Source organism: Bacillus sp. 196mf, assembly GCF_003217275.1.
GTDB classification, from domain to species: domain Bacteria; phylum Bacillota; class Bacilli; order Bacillales; family Bacillaceae_G; genus Bacillus_A; species Bacillus_A thuringiensis_S.
This window is the reverse complement of record NZ_QJTG01000016.1, coordinates 93617-109497: the sequence shown is the minus strand read 5'-3', so window position 1 is coordinate 109497 and position 15881 is coordinate 93617. Positions and strand designations below refer to the sequence as shown.

Here is a 15881-nt window from a genome sequence, read left to right as displayed (position 1 = left end):
TCAAGTCGCTTTTTTTAATGTTTCAAATGATCTTCTTGATTAATTAAATGACTATACTTCGGATTGTTTGTACGCATTTCATGAAGGCGTACACCATGATTATTAATCCATGATCGTACCACTTGCTCAGTCATTTCCTCACCTTGATAACGCCCTGATTTTGCATAAGTTGTTTGAAAATCTTCCCAAAGTAATTCAACCCATGCACGAGCTTGTCCGTAAGAAAGCTTGTCATTCTTGTCTAATAATTCTTTCGTTAATGCTTCATAAATATCATTCATGTTCTAATCTCCTTTTACCTATTTATCCCTTCATTTCTAAAGGATAGTTTCTTCTGTTTTGCACATTCTATAAGTGATACTTCTTAAAGAGGTATCAACTGATGAGGAGGAGGGCGTTCGCAATGGGTAAACAAGCCGAATTTTGGTCTGAGTCAAAAAACAACAGCAAAATCGACGGTCAGCCGAAAGCGAAATCACGCTTCGCTTCGAAGCGACCTAACGGCACAATTAACACGCACCCACAAGAACGTATGCGTGCTGCAAATCAGCAGGAAGAGTAGTACAAATTAAATTAACTTCCTACACGAGGTGATAAAGATGAGCTACCGTGATCGCTTAGATAGTCGTTCTGAATTATTTAACCATACGTGGACTCGTCCAAAACATGCGAAAGCGCAAGTTAACGGACAGACGCAACAAACCCAGTCTCTCATTATATTGGCAAATGAATGTAAAAAACGCCAATTTTAGAATCTCCTATCTCCTTTAACGCCTACCAAAGATGAAAACCAGAGAGATATGTGCTCTCTGGTTTTTATTTTTCTTGCAATAAGGAAATTGGTATGCCAATCTCTTCATTATCATTTTGCTTATATCCCCAAGCAAATACCCCATTGAAATACGTAATTTTAAATAATACACCAGGTTCTTCTACTAATTCATATATTTCACCAATACGGAACTTGTTTATATCCGTCATATAAGCACGAGCCATTGCCATTTTTCTCATTAATACATCAAATTCATTGACAATCCCAAGCTGCTCAGCTTTTACTGCTTGCTCCTTCAAAGCGCCAATTTCTTCCCTTAGCTCATGCGGTGTCATTTCACTGTAGCGTTTTGGCATATTCATCTTATTCTCCTCATTCCTCTTCGCGTTTCATTTGCAAAAATATCTCAATTTCATCAATAGAGAATCCTTTTCTATATAACGCTTGCTTCATCTTGTTTTCAAATGTCCATCCAACATGCTTCTTATATTTCTCATAATATTTATTCCCATGATAGTGTAACGCTTCTTGTTGCTTTTCGTCATCTCTTTCGTCTTTCAATTCTTCCAAACAAATTTGAATTACTTCTCTAGAATATCCTTTTCGAACAAGCATCTCATCTAACTTTAGCTTCATTTGTAAAAAAGAATGCTTTTGATAAGATTTTTTCTTCTTTTCTATGAGAAACAAGGCATTCTCAATTTGCTTTTCCTTCGGATATTCTTGTAAACTGTGCATAATAAGTAAATCTTGAACACCTTTATTTAACAACTCTCTTTTAATAACAGTTGGACCTTTTCGATTCACATTACTTTGCGTTCGCGTATATAAAACAGCGTACTCTTTATCATTAATATATCGGTCATGTAATAATTTCGAAACGACTTCAGAGATGATGGCTTGTCCCACTTCTTTTTTTCGTAAAAAATCTTCTATTTCTTGTTTTGTTCTCATTTGATAGGATAAATAGGAGATTGCTTGTAAATATGCTTTTTGTACCTCTTCATTGTACAAAATATTTCCTAACTCTATTTCATCAATTTCTAAGCCTTTTTGTAATCCATGTTTCATTAAGATTACTTGATCCACACTAAACCCGTACTCTTCACCTTGGCCTTTATCAATATAAATATTAAATCGTTCTTTCGAACGTTTTTGTACTTCTATTTTTGTAATGACAGCCATACTCTCACCTCTCTATTATTTTAACATAGTCGAGGAACATTTTTTCTTTTCAAGAATATATATAATGAGGAGGAAATACTTGTGAAAATCGCAATTTCTGGTGGTACAGGCTTTATCGGTAAATATCTTTCTACTTTTTTTGTTCAAAAAGGATATACTGTTTACATCCTCACACGAAAAAAAACTACTGAAACTTCCGACCCTAAACTTCAGTATGTTCAATGGACACCAGATTTACAAACCTTCCCCCTCTCTTCTATTGATGTAGTTATTAATCTAGCCGGAGAGTCTATTAATAGTAGATGGACAAAGAAACAAAAGAAAGCCATTTTAAACAGTAGAATTCAAACAACAAAAGGACTCATTAAACAATTGCAGGCACTCCATAAAAAACCACATACATTTATTAATGCAAGTGCTATTGGATACTACGGAACATCTGAAGTAGAGTCTTTTACTGAGCAACAAGAAACTCCTGGAAATGACTTTTTAGCAGAAACAGTATTTTTATGGGAACAAGAAGCAGCTAAAGCATGTTCTCTCGGAATAAGAACAATTTACACAAGATTTGGCGTTGTATTAGGTGCAGATGGCGGAGCCTTACCAAAAATGTTACTTCCCTATCAATTCTATATCGGCGGCACCATTGGTTCTGGGAAACAATGGTTATCATGGATTCATATAGACGATGTCGTTCGTATGATGGATTTCATCATACACAAAAAAGAAATTGATGGTCCTCTTAATATGACAGCACCAACACCTATAAGAATGAAGGAATTTGGAAAGACCATCGCTGCTGCAACGAGAAAACCACATTGGTTGCCTGTCCCTTCATTTATGCTTCACGCCTTATTAGGTGAGATGAGCATACTTGTACTAGAAGGGCAACATGTATTACCTAGTAAAGCAATTAAACATGGATACCAATACACATTTCCGGCAATAGACCATGCATTACAAAATATACTTTCGCATACAATGTAGTACTTCTAAAACACAATTTTACATGGGCCCTTTTAAAACTTTCATTTTCTAGGATCCGAAGCATTACCATACAAATAACCTTTCAGTTACTTTCCCTTAACTTCCATTAGCATTATAAAGTAACAGAAATGAGGTACCTATGAAAATATTGCTCAAACAAGCCATTGTATACCCTATTACATCTCCAAAGTTTCAAGGCGATGTACTCGTTACAGGAGAGCGAATTACCGAGGTCAAACCTTTTATTCAACCTACTCAAGATATGACCGTTATAGATGCACGAGCACTCCATCTCTTACCTGGCTTTATTGATGTCCATACTCACCTTGGTCTCTATGATGAAGGTACTGGTTGGGCTGGAAATGATGCCAATGAAACATCTGAAGTTTCAACACCACATATTCGTTCTTTAGATGGAATCCATCCTCTCGATATCGCCTTTCAAGACGCTGTACAAAATGGAATTACAACCGTTCACGTTATGCCTGGCAGTCAAAATATTATCGGGGGTACTACTTGTGTAATAAAAACAGCTGGAACTTGTATTGATCATATGATTATTCAAGAACCTGCTGGTTTAAAGATTGCCTTTGGAGAAAACCCTAAAAAAGTCCATAGTAATGGAACAAAAGAATCCATAACACGTATGGGGATTATGGGGTTACTTCGGGAATCATTCTATGAAGCACAACACTACGGGCACGAAGCTGATTTTCGAATGCTTCCTATTTTAAAAGCATTACGTCGTGAAATACCCGTACGTATCCACGCCCATCGAGCAGATGATATTAGTTCTGCGCTACGCTTTGCAACGGAATTCAACCTCGATCTACGTATTGAACATTGTACAGAAGGACACTTTCTTGTTGAAGAGCTTTCGAAACACAATTTGAAGGTTTCAGTTGGTCCCACTCTGACACGCCGTTCTAAAATCGAACTAAAAAACAAGACATGGGATACTTACCATATATTATCCAAAAATGGTGTGGAAGTTTCTATAACAACAGACCATCCTTATACACCCATTCAGTATTTAAATATTTGTGCTGCTGTCGCAGTAAGAGAAGGGTTAGACGAGAAAACAGCACTAGAAGGAATCACCATATTCCCAGCGCGAAATTTGCGATTAGAGGATAGAATTGGAAGCATCGAGGTTGGAAAAGACGCCGATCTCGTGTTATGGACTCATCATCCTTTCCATTATTTAGCCAAGCCTGTACTAACTATGATTGATGGAAAAATAATTTACAAAAAAAATAAAAAAAACTAGTTTATTTTTTTGACTAGATAAAGTATTATACGATTATAAACTGAATGAAACCATAATCAATTTGTGTCGTGATTATCATTTTCAAATTGATGAATGGGGAAGGCAAATGGTGCGCCACCAGCGTTAGAAACTGGTTCTAGTGGGTTCGATTCCCACCCCGAAATTTTTTAAAGATTGATATAAAAATTTCGAGGGTGGGGTGTTTTTTCGTCATGCTACCCTCGTGTGAGGAGGAGTTAGTATGTTGAAAAAACGCGACTTACACGACAGCCACGTTCTATACGAGTTAATGGTGGATCCAGCTGTCTTCCCTTTTGTGCGTCAAAAGGCTTATTCTTATGAAGAATATTTATTCTTAACGAAACAAACGATTGAAGCTGAAGAGCGTGGTGAATTAATTTCACGCACAATTTTAGATGAATGGGGTAACCCTATCGGAACAATTACTTTATTTGATGTGCAAGAAAAAGCTGGATTTCTCGGGACATGGCTTGGCAAACCATATCATGGAAAAGGCTATAATAAATTGGCAAAAGATTCATTTTTTAGTGAACTTTTCTACGAATTAGATATTGAAACAATTTTCATGCGTATTCGTAAAATAAATATTCGTTCTATTAAAGCTGCAGAAAAACTGCAATATGTGAATCTAGCAAACGAAACAAGAAAAGCCGTATATGATGAAATTAACGCAAACGAAGAAGTATATAACTTATATGAAATTCCAAAAGATCAATACACACTTGCTACAATGCGAGATACAACCTTCCAAGATGCTCATCAATTAAAAGAAGCATAATCTAAATTTTCTGAAATGATAATCAATCATTAACATTTTCCATATGCGTATATCCCCTCATGTCTTTGGAAACGATAAATAGTAACTTTAAGACACGAGGTGATTTGTAATGGATAAAAAGAAACGTGATAAAGCAAAAAACACATTATCTAGTACACAAGAAGTTCTCTATCAACGCGAATTTCAAAAAGCAGATCGTGCAGCAGGATATCGCTCGAAAAGCATTTAAAGTGAAAATGAATAATTAGAAGTTTCCCCCCTAATTATTCATTTTCATTACATAATTTTCTCGACTGATAGAAGTAAGCAAAAAGACCCCTTATGCTTATGCATAAGGGGTCTTTTTGCTGTGGACAACTTTATCCACAAAACTGATGCAATTGTTAGTAATTTTCAAAAATACTTAATATTTTTCTATATTAAAGCATATATCAGCTGTTTTAATTGTGGATATTTTTCTAAAAATTGTGGACAATGTGGATATAGTTGTTAATATTCCGACTTTACTGTTTAATGAAAGCGCATTTTTTTGTGGATAACTGGCTAAATTTTCTTTGAAAATAATAAAGAACCCTCTTTACATATACAAAGAGGGTTTCATATTAAGTAAAAGATTGTGCAAGAGCAGGTGATTTAATAGGTATATGACGCGGTTCTGCATGATTTTCTGCCAAAATTGCATCTACAATATGACCAGCTGGCTCTGGAAGATAGATGCTTTTCATTGCTTCTTTCATTTGAAGAAGCTTCACATCATCTTGTAATAATGCCTCTGTTTTTGCGAAAACCTCACTATCATCGCGAATGACAACTGCTGCTCCTTTTTTTTCAAAGTACATCGCATTTTCATTTTCTTGTCCTGGAACAGGCTTATATAAAATGACAGGTACTTGCAACGCTGCTGCTTCACTTAATGTTATTCCGCCTGGCTTCGTAATCATACAAGAAGTAACTCGGAATAATTCATCAATATTTTCAACATACCCAAACACTTTTAATGCATCGGAATTTTGCTTCTGTAAACTTAATAAATCATGTTTTAAAGCTTCATTTTTTCCACAAACGACAACTACTTGTAAATTAGGCACTGACATAAATGATTGGCATAGTTCTTTTACATTTCCTAATACCCCATGAGCACCTGCTACAATTAGTAAAATCTTTTTATTCTTACATAACTGATATTTATTATATATGATGTCTGAATTTACCTTTAACTCAAAACTACTCCGAATTGGAATTCCTGTTTCAACAATTTGTTCCGCAGGTACACCGATATCAACCATCAATTCTTTCACGTGATCCGTTGCAACAAAATAACGATCTACTTCTCGATGAATCCATATTTTGTGCACGCAAAAATCCGTTAATACGTTATAGACAGGAATTGAAATCCCCGTTTGTTTTTTCAATTCTGGTACAGCAATAATTGGAAATGTATTAATTACAATATCAGGTTTCTCCACCTGTAACAGTGTTTTCAAACGTTTTCTTCCAAAGTTCGCATACCAAGATGCTATTTTCTTATCATAAATTTTTTCTACCCCGTAATAAAACAAACGATATAATTCTTTTCCTATTGTATAACTTTTTAAATATAGATATTTTGTAATGTCAGTTATAAATGGATGTGATTCTCCAAACAAGTCGCATACAATAACATCTTCAATTCCTTTTTGGCGAAATGTTTGTTCTAATGTCTTTGCTACTTGCACATGACCATTACCGTAATGTGCAGTTAATATTAAAACCTTGGGGTTTTTTATCAAACAAATCCACTCCTAGCTTTTTGTTTCTCCATATTGCATATACGACAATAGGAAAAACATTTTCCTTAAAAATTACATAAACAGATTCTAATAATTCCCTTTTCAGCTATGTACCTGTCGTGGATATGCAAAGCATATAAGATTGACCCCTTAATCCTATCTGTGCTCATATCTTTACATTATACTTTCCTATAAGAGCTTTCGCAATAACTTACAAATCTTCTCTATTCCATGATACTCACTCTTTTACTTCTTAATTCTTTTTACTATTTTGATTTCCCTTTACAATTATGTAAATTTATCCACTTAGTCCGTACAAAATTATGGATATTCTACTTTCAGTATACTCTTTTATCAATATATACTCTAGATTTTCTTGTAAAGAAAGCAAAAAGCCTAATCCAATATTTGGATTAGACCGCTTGTAAAATATGTTTAGCATGTTCTACATTTTTCTCAGTAGGTGGTTCTACATTTGCGAGTGGGTACTTGTGTCCAAGCGCCTCCCATTTATATACACCAAGCTTATGATATGGTAACACTTCAACTTTTTGAACATTAGACAGACTTTGAATAAAGCTAGATAGTTTTTGTAGATCCTCTTCATTATCCGTAACACCAGGAACTAATACGTGTCGTACCCAAATCGCTTTATTCTTATCCGATAAATAACGAGCAAATTGTAAAATATGTTCATTTGGTTTCCCTGTTAATTTACGATGCTTTTTGGAATCGATATGTTTCAAATCCAATAAAACTAAATCTGTATAATCCATTAAAATATCTAGCTTATTTTGGAATTCTGGTTCCTCAGAATAACACCCACCAGAAGAGTCGATTGTTGTATGGATACCAGCCTCTTTACACTTTTTAAACAACTCAATTAAAAAGTCTAGCTGTAATAATGGCTCTCCACCGCTAACTGTTATACCGCCTCCGGAGGCTTCAATAAATGGAAGGTAACATGTCACATCCTGCATCACTTCTTCAACTGTTATTTCTTTACCTTTACCGATTTCCCACGTATCAGCATTATGACAATATTGACAACGTAATAAACACCCTTGTGTAAATATGACATAACGAATCCCTGGGCCATCAACAGTACCACAAGACTCTACAGAATGTATTCTTCCTTTTACCATGTTACTTCCTCCTTTATTGAAACAGCCTCCCTTCGCTATGTATTAAAAGCGAAGGGACACTTTTTTCATTTACATGCTTTCATGCATTGTACGGTTAATTACATCAATTTGTTGTTCACGAGTTAATTTAATAAAGTTTACAGCGTAACCAGATACGCGAATTGTTAATTGTGGATATTTCTCAGGATGTTCCATTGCATCCATTAATGTTTCACGATTAAATACGTTAATATTTAAGTGATGGCCTTCTTTTACTGCATAGCCATCAAGCATAGATACTAAGTTACGTACTTGTACATCATCTTCTTTACCAAGTGCTTTTGGAATAATAGAGAATGTATTAGAAATACCATCTTGTGCATCTTCATATGGTAATTTAGCTACAGATAATAATGAAGCTAATGCACCTTTTGTATCACGTCCATGCATTGGATTTGCACCTGGTGCAAATGGTTCTCCAGTACGGCGTCCATCTGGAGTGTTACCAGTTTTCTTACCGTATACAACGTTAGATGTAATAGTTAAAATTGACATTGTATGAACGGAATTACGATATGTTTTATGTTTACGCAGTTTATTCATAAATGTTTTCACGAGATTTACAGCGATCTCATCTACACGATCATCATTGTTACCGTATTTTGGGAAGTCTCCTTCAATCTCGAAGTCAACTGCAATACCATTTTCATCACGGATTGGTTTTACTTGTGCGTATTTAATTGCACTTAATGAGTCTGCTACTACAGATAGACCCGCGATACCTGTTGCCATTGTACGAAGAACATTTGTATCATGAAGTGCCATTTCAATACGTTCATAACTATATTTATCATGCATGTAATGGATAACATTTAATGTGTTTAAATATAGACCCGCTAACCATTCCATTGTCATATCAAACTTATGCATAACTTCTTCGTAATTTAGTACTTCAGAAGTAATTGGTGCGTACTCAGGACCAACTTGTGCTTTTGATTTTTCATCTTTACCACCGTTAATTGCATATAATAATGCTTTCGCTAAGTTTGCACGAGCTCCGAAGAACTGCATTTGCTTACCGATTCTCATTGCAGATACACAACAAGCAATTCCGTAATCATCGCCGTAATCAGCACGCATAATGTCATCATTTTCATATTGAATTGCTGATGTTTTGATGGACATTTTCGCACAGTAGTTTTTAAAGTTCTCTGGTAATTGTTTAGACCAAAGAACTGTTAAATTCGGTTCTGGAGCTGGTCCTAAATTATCTAATGTATGCAAGAAACGGAATGAGTTCTTTGTTACTAATGGACGACCATCTAATGCCATACCACCGATAGATTCAGTTACCCAAGTTGGGTCACCAGAGAATAATTCATTATAATCAGGTGTTCTTGCGAATTTCACAAGACGTAATTTCATAATGAAGTGATCTACAATTTCTTGTACTTCTTCTTCTGTTAAAGTACCATTTGCTAAATCTCTTTCAATGTAAATATCTAAGAATGTAGAAGTACGTCCAAGACTCATTGCAGCTCCGTTTTGCTCTTTAATCGCTGCAAGATATGCGAAGTATAACCACTGGAATGCTTCTTGTGCATTTGTTGCTGGTTTAGAAATATCGAAACCATGAGAAGCAGCCATTTGTTTTAGTTCTTGAAGTGCACGCATTTGCTCAGATAACTCTTCGCGTAAACGCATTGTATCTTCGCTCATTACACCACCAGTTAAATTCAAATCAGCTTTTTTCGCTTCAATTAAATGATCAATACCATATAATGCTACGCGTCGATAGTCACCGATAATGCGTCCACGACCGTATGCATCTGGAAGACCAGTAATAACACCTGATTTACGTGCATTTCTCATTTCTGGTGTATAAGCATCAAATACACCTTGGTTATGAGTCTTTCTCCAATCTCTAAAAATACGACTAAGTTCTTTGTCCATTTCGTACCCATAAGATTCACAAGCTTGTTCTGCCATACGAATACCACCATATGGTTGTAAAGAACGTTTAAATGGTTTATCAGTTTGGAAACCGACTACTTTTTCAATATCTTTATTTAAGTATCCTGGGTCATGTGATGTAATAGAAGAAACAATTTTTGTATCCATATCAAGAACGCCACCGTTTTCACGTTCTTTTGTTGTTAAATCCATTACTTGATCCCAAAGTTGTTTCGTTGCTTCAGTTGCTTCTGCTAAGAAAGATTCGTCTCCTTCGAAAACGTTTACATTATTTAAAATGAAATCGCGAACATCAATCTCTGCTTTCCATTTTTCACCTTTAAAGTTTTCCCATGCGTTTTTAACATTTTCTAATACTTGAGTCATCCTAATCTCCTCCATTTTTGATTAGTACAGGACTAAGATTTTTTATATAACAGCTTACACACTTAGAATACTACTTTTTTACGAAAGTGAACGAAATAGTTGTGACATGTTTGTGAAATATTGAGCAAACTACTATATATATAGTGTTAACTTCATTTAAAAGTCTTTAAAATTAACCCTTTCCTTAATTGTATTTTTTTGGTATCCTTATATACGAGTCCTATTTTGTAATATAAGAACAATACCCATTGTAGAGCTGTAATACTCTTATCTCCTAATCTGTTATAGTTTTTATAACAGAACAAAAAAGTGTACACATGTTGTACACTTTTTTTGTTACTTCTATAAAACATCTCTTTTTCTATTGCCATCATAGAATCCGCCACGATTGTCTGTTGATGCAATTATTTGCTCTAGTCCTTCTATATGATCACCTATAATTCGAAGTACAGCTGGAGGATGACCTATTTTTGCAAAATGTTCACTGGGACGAATACGGTTCATCTTATCAACCTCAACACGACATACACATGCAATTTCAAATCCAGAAAGAAGAGCCTTCACCTGTGCTACACAAGGTGACAATAAAGATTTATATCCAATTGCTTTCAAACACTTGTGGCTAAATGCATTAGGTACCGCAATAAGTGAGCCTACCCCTAAATCCTTTCTATCACACGCTAAATTTAGTGCATACTTAAATGCAGTTACAAGATGAAGTGGTACTCTTAAATCTAAATAATGATTTAAATCATTTAATGCGACGTCCTTTCCATCTGCAATAGCTTTTGCAAAAGGATATAGTTCACTAGCTAGAATAACAAAATCACCATCTATAAATAACACAATTTCTCCTTTTGCAAAATAAGTTCCAAGTGAACGCCCTACATCGTTTCCAAGGGCTTCTTTATATACAATGGTTGTTGCGCCTTTGTCTTTTGCAATCGTTGCTGTTTTATCTGACGAACCATTTACGACAACGATGATTTCAAAAGGTTCAATTTTACGAAGCTCTTCTATAACCTTTCCAATTGTTTTCTCTTCATTTTGTACAGGAATAACAACCGATAGTTGCTTTTCTCTATACAAATTGGATGTAACGCCCCATCCTTGATAAAAATCTTCGAAATTTAAAGTATGATAGACGCTATCCCTTTTCCTATTTCCATCATAATATCCCCCGCGTATATCACTGCTTACTATTCGTTCTGCAACTGCTTCTATATGATCACCTATCATTCGTCTTTCAGATTGAGAAAGGTTCGTTCCATATGCAGCATGTTCAATCGGTCGAAATTTATTCGGCGTAATAACATCAATAGCACAATGACGGTTAATTCTCCATTTACTTTGTGCTATACGTAAATGAGCTACAATAGGATTAACTAAACATTCATATCCAATACTTTGGACGACTTCTTTCGTCAACGCATGAGGTACAGATAATAAAGAATCTATCTTTAATTCTTCACGCTCTAACATTGCATTTAATATTTGACGCCACACTGTAACGGAATGGGGTTTTTGTTTCTTTAAAAACAATGCGTCCAAATTATTTAAAACGATGTCAGTCTGATCATGTAAAATTGGATTAAGAAACAATTGTAATTTGGAAGTTGGAATAGCAAAGTCCCCATCTATAAATAGTAATACATCACCTATCGCATGTTTTGCACCAACTGCACGCCCAACATCGTTTCCTAATAGTTCTGTATACCTGATTACTTTACAACCTAGCTGATCAGCAACCTCTTCTGTACCATCATTACAACCATTTGCTATGACAATAATCTCTACTGGATTTAACGGTTTGACCGATTGAATAACGTCTGAAATCGTATCTACTTCATTACTTGCAGGAATAATAACTGATAGTGACTTAGCCATTGTTTTCTTCACGAAACCATTTAATAGTTTCTTTCAATCCTTGTTCCCACGTTACTGTCGCTTGAAATTGAACAAGTTCTCTTAACTTCTTTACGTTCGGCCTTCTATTCGGAATTTCTTCAAAGCCATGTGGATATACTTCCTCAAAAGGAACTTGTACAATTTTCGAAGAAGATTTCGTTAGTTTTTTAATTGTTTCTGCTACTTCTTTTATACTCTGTTCGTTCTCAGAACCTATATTAATAATCTCACCATTTACCTTCTCATCCATTGCCCGAATTGTTGCTTCTACCGCATCACTCACATACGTAAAGCAACGTGTCTGCTTTCCATCTCCATATACAAGAATGTCTTCTCCTTGCAAAGCTGCACGGATAAATCGCGGGATTACCCCTGCATATGGACCATCTTTCGCTCTTGGACCATAAATATTAAAATAACGAACAATCGTTACAGGTAAGCCTTCTAATGCGTATCCTAAACATAATGTTTCTTCTAACGTTTTACAAACTGCATAACTCCAACGAATTTTAGAAGTTGCCCCATACAATCGATCTCCTTCTTCAGAGAAAGGCGGTTTGCCTTTACCATACACTTCTGAAGTAGATGCAAAAACTACTTTCTTCTTTCCTTTTAATGCTGCTTGTAAAATATTTCTCGTTCCGTCAAAATTCGTTTCAATGAGCTCTATACTTTTTTCCATTGTCGTTTTAACACCTAAAATTGCTGCTAAATGAAACACTACATCATGTTGATTTACTAATTCATAAATAGAATTTTTATCTAAAACACTTATTGGAATAACTCGAATCTCTCTCATTAGCTCATTATGATACTTATTTTTCCCTTTATAGAAGTTATCCACAATTGTGACTTTATAACCCCTTCTCACCAACTCTTCAGCTAAATGAGATCCAATAAATCCGGCCCCACCTGTAATTAAACATTTCTTACTCATACACTCACCTTCTTTATAATTCCCCTTGTATCTATTACTCGGTTCATTCCTTTAAAAAGCTTCCAATCGATATTAGAGTGGTCAGTTAAAATTAAAATACAACCTGCCTCTTTAACTGTTTGTTCATCCAAAGCAACAGATTGATACACCTTATCTCCAATTTCCGCGGAAGAAATATATGAATCATGGTATTTTATCTCGTATCCTTCTTTTATTAGTAATTGAATAATTGGCAAAGCCGGTGATTCTCTCAAATCATTTACATCTTTCTTATATGCGATTCCTACAATTAAAACTAGTCCGGGTGATTGCACCATACCCTTTACTTTCCGGACTATTTTCTCTGGCATTTCTTCATTAATTACATGTGCCGCCTCAATTAATTGACTAATTGCCCCATTCTTTTTTATTCTCCATTGAAAATATAAGGGGTCTACGGGAATACAGTGCCCCCCTATCCCTGGTCCTGGCCAATACGGAGTAAATCCAAAAGGTTTTGTAGATGCCGCTTCAATGGCCTCATAAAAATCAATCCCTAAACTTTCACATAATGTGTTTAACTCATTTACTAAAGAGATGTTAACTAAGCGCTGAATATTTTCAAATAGCTTACACATCTCTGCTACTTTCGGCGAACTAACAGGTACAACTACGTCAAAAATGGTACTATATAAATCCTGTACTTTTTGTTTACACTTTTCTGTTTGTCCACTAATAACTTTTGGAATAGATTGAACTGAATATTGACTATTTGCTGGATCAATTCTCTCAGGGGAATATCCGATATAGAAATCTTCTCCTACCTTTTGGCCAGCTTGAGAAATAATAGGAATAATAACTTCCTCAAGTGTGCCTGGATATGTGGAACTTTCAAAAATGAAGGTTTGTCCTTTTTGGAGATTTTGTTGTATATAATGCGAAGCTGAAATGAGGGCACTTAAATCTGGTTCTCTTCGTTCATTAATTGGAGTTGGAACAGTAACAATAACATAATCACTACTTTGGAAATCAGTAATACCTTTATCTGGTGTATTTACTATTAATTTATTTTTAGTCAATAAACTTTGCAACTCTTTAGAAGAAACATCTGGAATATAACTTTCTCCTTTTATAATCGATTCTATTTTTCTAGTATCTTTATCTAATCCAAGTACGGTATGTCCTCTTTCTGCAAAATGGACTGCCAAAGGAAGACCAACATACCCTAATCCAATAATAGCTACTTTACTACTAGCATTCATCTGTATTCTTTTCTTCCTTTCTCAATTGTTGAATAGTGTCTCTATCGCGATCTCCATCTGTAAAACTCCCACGTTCGTCTGTATATTGTAATAGATAAGCAATCGCCTCAAGTTGATCACCGAAAATACGGTCAAATGCCGGAATACGTCCATTTACAAATCCATGTTGCTCCGGGCGTACCCGATTGGTTTTTATAACATCTACAAATTCTACTGCTGTAATAGAAAAAACCTCCAAAATAGCTTTCATTTGAGCTAATGGCGGAATAACAAGCGAGTCATATCCTATTTTCTCTATTACCCTTTTATGCATAGCATGTGGTACTGCCGTTAATGAGTTATTCCATAAATCCGGTCTTTTCGCTACTAAATTCACAAAATATTTCCCCATACTAATTGGATCTGCAGGATGAAACATATCTAATAAGCATTGTAAATCATTTAAAACCACGTCACTTCCATCTTCAACAGCTTGCAAAAATGGAGTGAGCTTTTTTGCTGGAATAACAAAATCACCATCAACGAATAAACAAATATCTGCCGTAGCATGCATGGCACCTATCGCTCGTGCTACATTATGTCCAAGCGCCTCCCCGAATTCAACAACAATAACATTCTCTAGCTTTGCCTGTTTAACAGTCTCAAAATCTGCTCCATTCGCGACAACAATAATTTCATCTACCCCTGCTTTTTTTACTTCTTGTATAACAAATCTTATCGTCATTTTTTCTTCTGACACTGGTATAATCGCACTATATTTCGCTTTTTCCTTCTTTAATACAACTGGTTTATAGTTCCCTATAAACTCCCTATCCCTGTTTCCCTCCGAAAAACCGCCGCGTTTACCATATGTTTCGATTACATATTGCAAAGCACGTAAATGATCACCCATAATACGGCTAGTCGCTTTCGGATAAGGAGAACCAGGTGATGTTCCTGTATGCACAGGACGAACCTTATTTGTGTGAATTACATCGACCGAAGCCGTATCAACAATATCTACTCCTCTAGACATCGCTATCGCTTGAAATAGTGCTGGATCTGCTAAATTCCACCACCCAAGTTTCTCGATAACTTCCCTGCTCATCGCATGTGGAATTGCAATTAAAGATCCAACAACAAGCTCCTTTTTATTCAAATAACGATTCAACATGAACTTTCCAACTGTCGTATAATGTGGTCTCATCTTTAAATAAACCGACCATGTTAAATTATTCACAACAATTTGATGCCCTTGTCGAATTCCTTTCACGAAACGTTGTAACTCTTTACTATCAATAACAATATCACCATCTAAAAACAAAACAATTTCACCTTTTGCTTCTCTAGCTCCAATAGCCCGTCCAACATCATTGCCAAGAGAATGTTTATAATAAATCACGTGACAATGATGTTGTAACGCTATGTCTTTCGTTCCATCTGTCGAGCCATTATCTACTACAATAATTTCGTAAGGCTTGAGCTTCTCCACTTCTACTAAAACTTGTGATAAAGTACTCGCTTCATTGTGCGCTGGAATAACAACTGATACTCTCATACTTGTATCACG

General features: G+C 35.4%; 17 protein-coding genes. 6 read left to right on the top strand and 11 right to left on the bottom strand.

Features of this window, described 5'->3' with window-relative positions; all coding sequences use genetic code 11:
• Window positions 1-14: 14 nt before the first annotated feature.
• Complete coding sequence (locus ATL10_RS20630; RefSeq protein ID WP_000998159.1) at window positions 15-281, bottom strand: YfhJ family protein; 267 nt, start codon at window positions 279-281, stop codon at window positions 15-17.
• A gap of 122 nt (window positions 282-403) precedes the next feature.
• Between ATL10_RS20630 and ATL10_RS20625 the strand changes: the two genes are divergently transcribed.
• Window positions 404-562: a small, acid-soluble spore protein K gene (locus ATL10_RS20625; RefSeq protein WP_000517891.1), complete on the top strand. Its 159-nt coding sequence runs from the start codon at window positions 404-406 to the stop codon at window positions 560-562.
• A gap of 37 nt (window positions 563-599) precedes the next feature.
• Complete coding sequence (locus tag ATL10_RS20620; protein ID WP_000122093.1) at window positions 600-752, top strand: YpzG family protein; 153 nt, start codon at window positions 600-602, stop codon at window positions 750-752.
• A 64-nt stretch (window positions 753-816) separates the two neighbouring features.
• Here the strand turns inward: ATL10_RS20620 and ATL10_RS20615 are convergent, their stop codons facing one another.
• Window positions 817-1134 carry a YfhH family protein gene (locus tag ATL10_RS20615; RefSeq protein WP_001057023.1) on the bottom strand — a complete coding sequence of 106 codons (318 nt, stop codon included), beginning with the start codon at window positions 1132-1134 and terminating at the stop codon, window positions 817-819.
• Window positions 1135-1144: 10 nt separating this feature from the next.
• On the bottom strand, window positions 1145-1957 hold the full coding sequence (gene recX, locus ATL10_RS20610; RefSeq protein ID WP_090978258.1) for a recombination regulator RecX: 813 nt from the start codon (window positions 1955-1957) through the stop codon (window positions 1145-1147).
• 81 nt (window positions 1958-2038) lie between these two features.
• Between recX and ATL10_RS20605 the strand changes: the two genes are divergently transcribed.
• From ATL10_RS20605 to ATL10_RS20590, 4 genes are all read left to right on the top strand, one after another.
• Window positions 2039-2944, top strand: coding sequence for a TIGR01777 family oxidoreductase (locus tag ATL10_RS20605; protein WP_000684406.1), 906 nt, complete (start codon window positions 2039-2041; stop codon window positions 2942-2944).
• A gap of 139 nt (window positions 2945-3083) precedes the next feature.
• Window positions 3084-4214, top strand: a complete 1131-nt coding sequence (locus ATL10_RS20600) for an amidohydrolase (protein WP_000698297.1) — start codon at window positions 3084-3086, stop codon at window positions 4212-4214.
• Between the two features lie 241 nt (window positions 4215-4455).
• Window positions 4456-5013: a GNAT family N-acetyltransferase gene (locus ATL10_RS20595; RefSeq protein WP_000914737.1), complete on the top strand. Its 558-nt coding sequence runs from the start codon at window positions 4456-4458 to the stop codon at window positions 5011-5013.
• Between the two features lie 109 nt (window positions 5014-5122).
• Window positions 5123-5242 carry a YfhE family protein gene (locus ATL10_RS20590; RefSeq protein ID WP_000358482.1) on the top strand — a complete coding sequence of 40 codons (120 nt, stop codon included), beginning with the start codon at window positions 5123-5125 and terminating at the stop codon, window positions 5240-5242.
• Between the two features lie 373 nt (window positions 5243-5615).
• On the opposite strand, the gene ATL10_RS20585 is transcribed toward ATL10_RS20590, so the two are convergent.
• From ATL10_RS20585 to ATL10_RS20550, 8 genes are all read right to left on the bottom strand, one after another.
• Window positions 5616-6782, bottom strand: a complete 1167-nt coding sequence (locus ATL10_RS20585; RefSeq protein WP_000594694.1) for a diglucosyl diacylglycerol synthase — start codon at window positions 6780-6782, stop codon at window positions 5616-5618.
• Window positions 6783-7195: 413 nt separating this feature from the next.
• The gene (pflA, locus tag ATL10_RS20580; RefSeq protein ID WP_000238463.1) at window positions 7196-7927 is read right to left on the bottom strand and encodes a pyruvate formate-lyase-activating protein; all 732 of its coding nucleotides are present in this window, start codon (window positions 7925-7927) and stop codon (window positions 7196-7198) included.
• A 69-nt stretch (window positions 7928-7996) separates the two neighbouring features.
• Window positions 7997-10246 carry a formate C-acetyltransferase gene (gene pflB / locus ATL10_RS20575; RefSeq protein WP_000195468.1) on the bottom strand — a complete coding sequence of 750 codons (2250 nt, stop codon included), beginning with the start codon at window positions 10244-10246 and terminating at the stop codon, window positions 7997-7999.
• Between the two features lie 152 nt (window positions 10247-10398).
• Entirely contained in the window at window positions 10399-10620 is a 222-nt protein-coding gene (locus ATL10_RS20570) for a hypothetical protein (RefSeq protein WP_002094217.1), read from the bottom strand.
• Complete coding sequence (locus ATL10_RS20565; protein ID WP_142327672.1) at window positions 10589-12133, bottom strand: glycosyltransferase family 2 protein; 1545 nt, start codon at window positions 12131-12133, stop codon at window positions 10589-10591. The genes ATL10_RS20570 and ATL10_RS20565 overlap by 32 nt, the downstream gene beginning before the upstream one ends.
• Complete coding sequence (locus ATL10_RS20560; RefSeq protein WP_000037053.1) at window positions 12126-13091, bottom strand: NAD-dependent epimerase/dehydratase family protein; 966 nt, start codon at window positions 13089-13091, stop codon at window positions 12126-12128. Before ATL10_RS20560 ends, ATL10_RS20565 begins: the two co-directional genes overlap by 8 nt.
• Window positions 13088-14332, bottom strand: coding sequence for a nucleotide sugar dehydrogenase (locus ATL10_RS20555; RefSeq protein WP_098284455.1), 1245 nt, complete (start codon window positions 14330-14332; stop codon window positions 13088-13090). Before ATL10_RS20555 ends, ATL10_RS20560 begins: the two co-directional genes overlap by 4 nt.
• Window positions 14322-15869 (bottom strand): glycosyltransferase family 2 protein, encoded by a 1548-nt coding sequence (locus ATL10_RS20550; protein ID WP_025118422.1) that lies wholly within the window; start codon window positions 15867-15869, stop codon window positions 14322-14324. Before ATL10_RS20550 ends, ATL10_RS20555 begins: the two co-directional genes overlap by 11 nt.
• Window positions 15870-15881 lie beyond the last annotated feature (12 nt).

What these genes read in the sequence shown, in the direction of transcription:
- ATL10_RS20630 (WP_000998159.1), bottom strand. Translation starts at nt 281, where the DNA reads ATGAATGATATTTATGAAGCATTAACGAAAGAATTATTAGACAAGAAT.
- ATL10_RS20625 (WP_000517891.1), top strand. Translation starts at nt 404, where the DNA reads ATGGGTAAACAAGCCGAATTTTGGTCTGAGTCAAAAAACAACAGCAAA.
- ATL10_RS20620 (WP_000122093.1), top strand. Translation starts at nt 600, where the DNA reads ATGAGCTACCGTGATCGCTTAGATAGTCGTTCTGAATTATTTAACCAT.
- ATL10_RS20615 (WP_001057023.1), bottom strand. Translation starts at nt 1,134, where the DNA reads ATGAATATGCCAAAACGCTACAGTGAAATGACACCGCATGAGCTAAGG.
- recX (WP_090978258.1), bottom strand. Translation starts at nt 1,957, where the DNA reads ATGGCTGTCATTACAAAAATAGAAGTACAAAAACGTTCGAAAGAACGA.
- ATL10_RS20600 (WP_000698297.1), top strand. Translation starts at nt 3,084, where the DNA reads ATGAAAATATTGCTCAAACAAGCCATTGTATACCCTATTACATCTCCA.
- ATL10_RS20595 (WP_000914737.1), top strand. Translation starts at nt 4,456, where the DNA reads ATGTTGAAAAAACGCGACTTACACGACAGCCACGTTCTATACGAGTTA.
- ATL10_RS20590 (WP_000358482.1), top strand. Translation starts at nt 5,123, where the DNA reads ATGGATAAAAAGAAACGTGATAAAGCAAAAAACACATTATCTAGTACA.
- pflA (WP_000238463.1), bottom strand. Translation starts at nt 7,927, where the DNA reads ATGGTAAAAGGAAGAATACATTCTGTAGAGTCTTGTGGTACTGTTGAT.
- pflB (WP_000195468.1), bottom strand. Translation starts at nt 10,246, where the DNA reads ATGACTCAAGTATTAGAAAATGTTAAAAACGCATGGGAAAACTTTAAA.
- ATL10_RS20570 (WP_002094217.1), bottom strand. Translation starts at nt 10,620, where the DNA reads ATGATGGCAATAGAAAAAGAGATGTTTTATAGAAGTAACAAAAAAAGT.
- ATL10_RS20565 (WP_142327672.1), bottom strand. Translation starts at nt 12,133, where the DNA reads ATGGCTAAGTCACTATCAGTTATTATTCCTGCAAGTAATGAAGTAGAT.
- ATL10_RS20560 (WP_000037053.1), bottom strand. Translation starts at nt 13,091, where the DNA reads ATGAGTAAGAAATGTTTAATTACAGGTGGGGCCGGATTTATTGGATCT.
- ATL10_RS20555 (WP_098284455.1), bottom strand. Translation starts at nt 14,332, where the DNA reads ATGAATGCTAGTAGTAAAGTAGCTATTATTGGATTAGGGTATGTTGGT.
- ATL10_RS20550 (WP_025118422.1), bottom strand. Translation starts at nt 15,869, where the DNA reads ATGAGAGTATCAGTTGTTATTCCAGCGCACAATGAAGCGAGTACTTTA.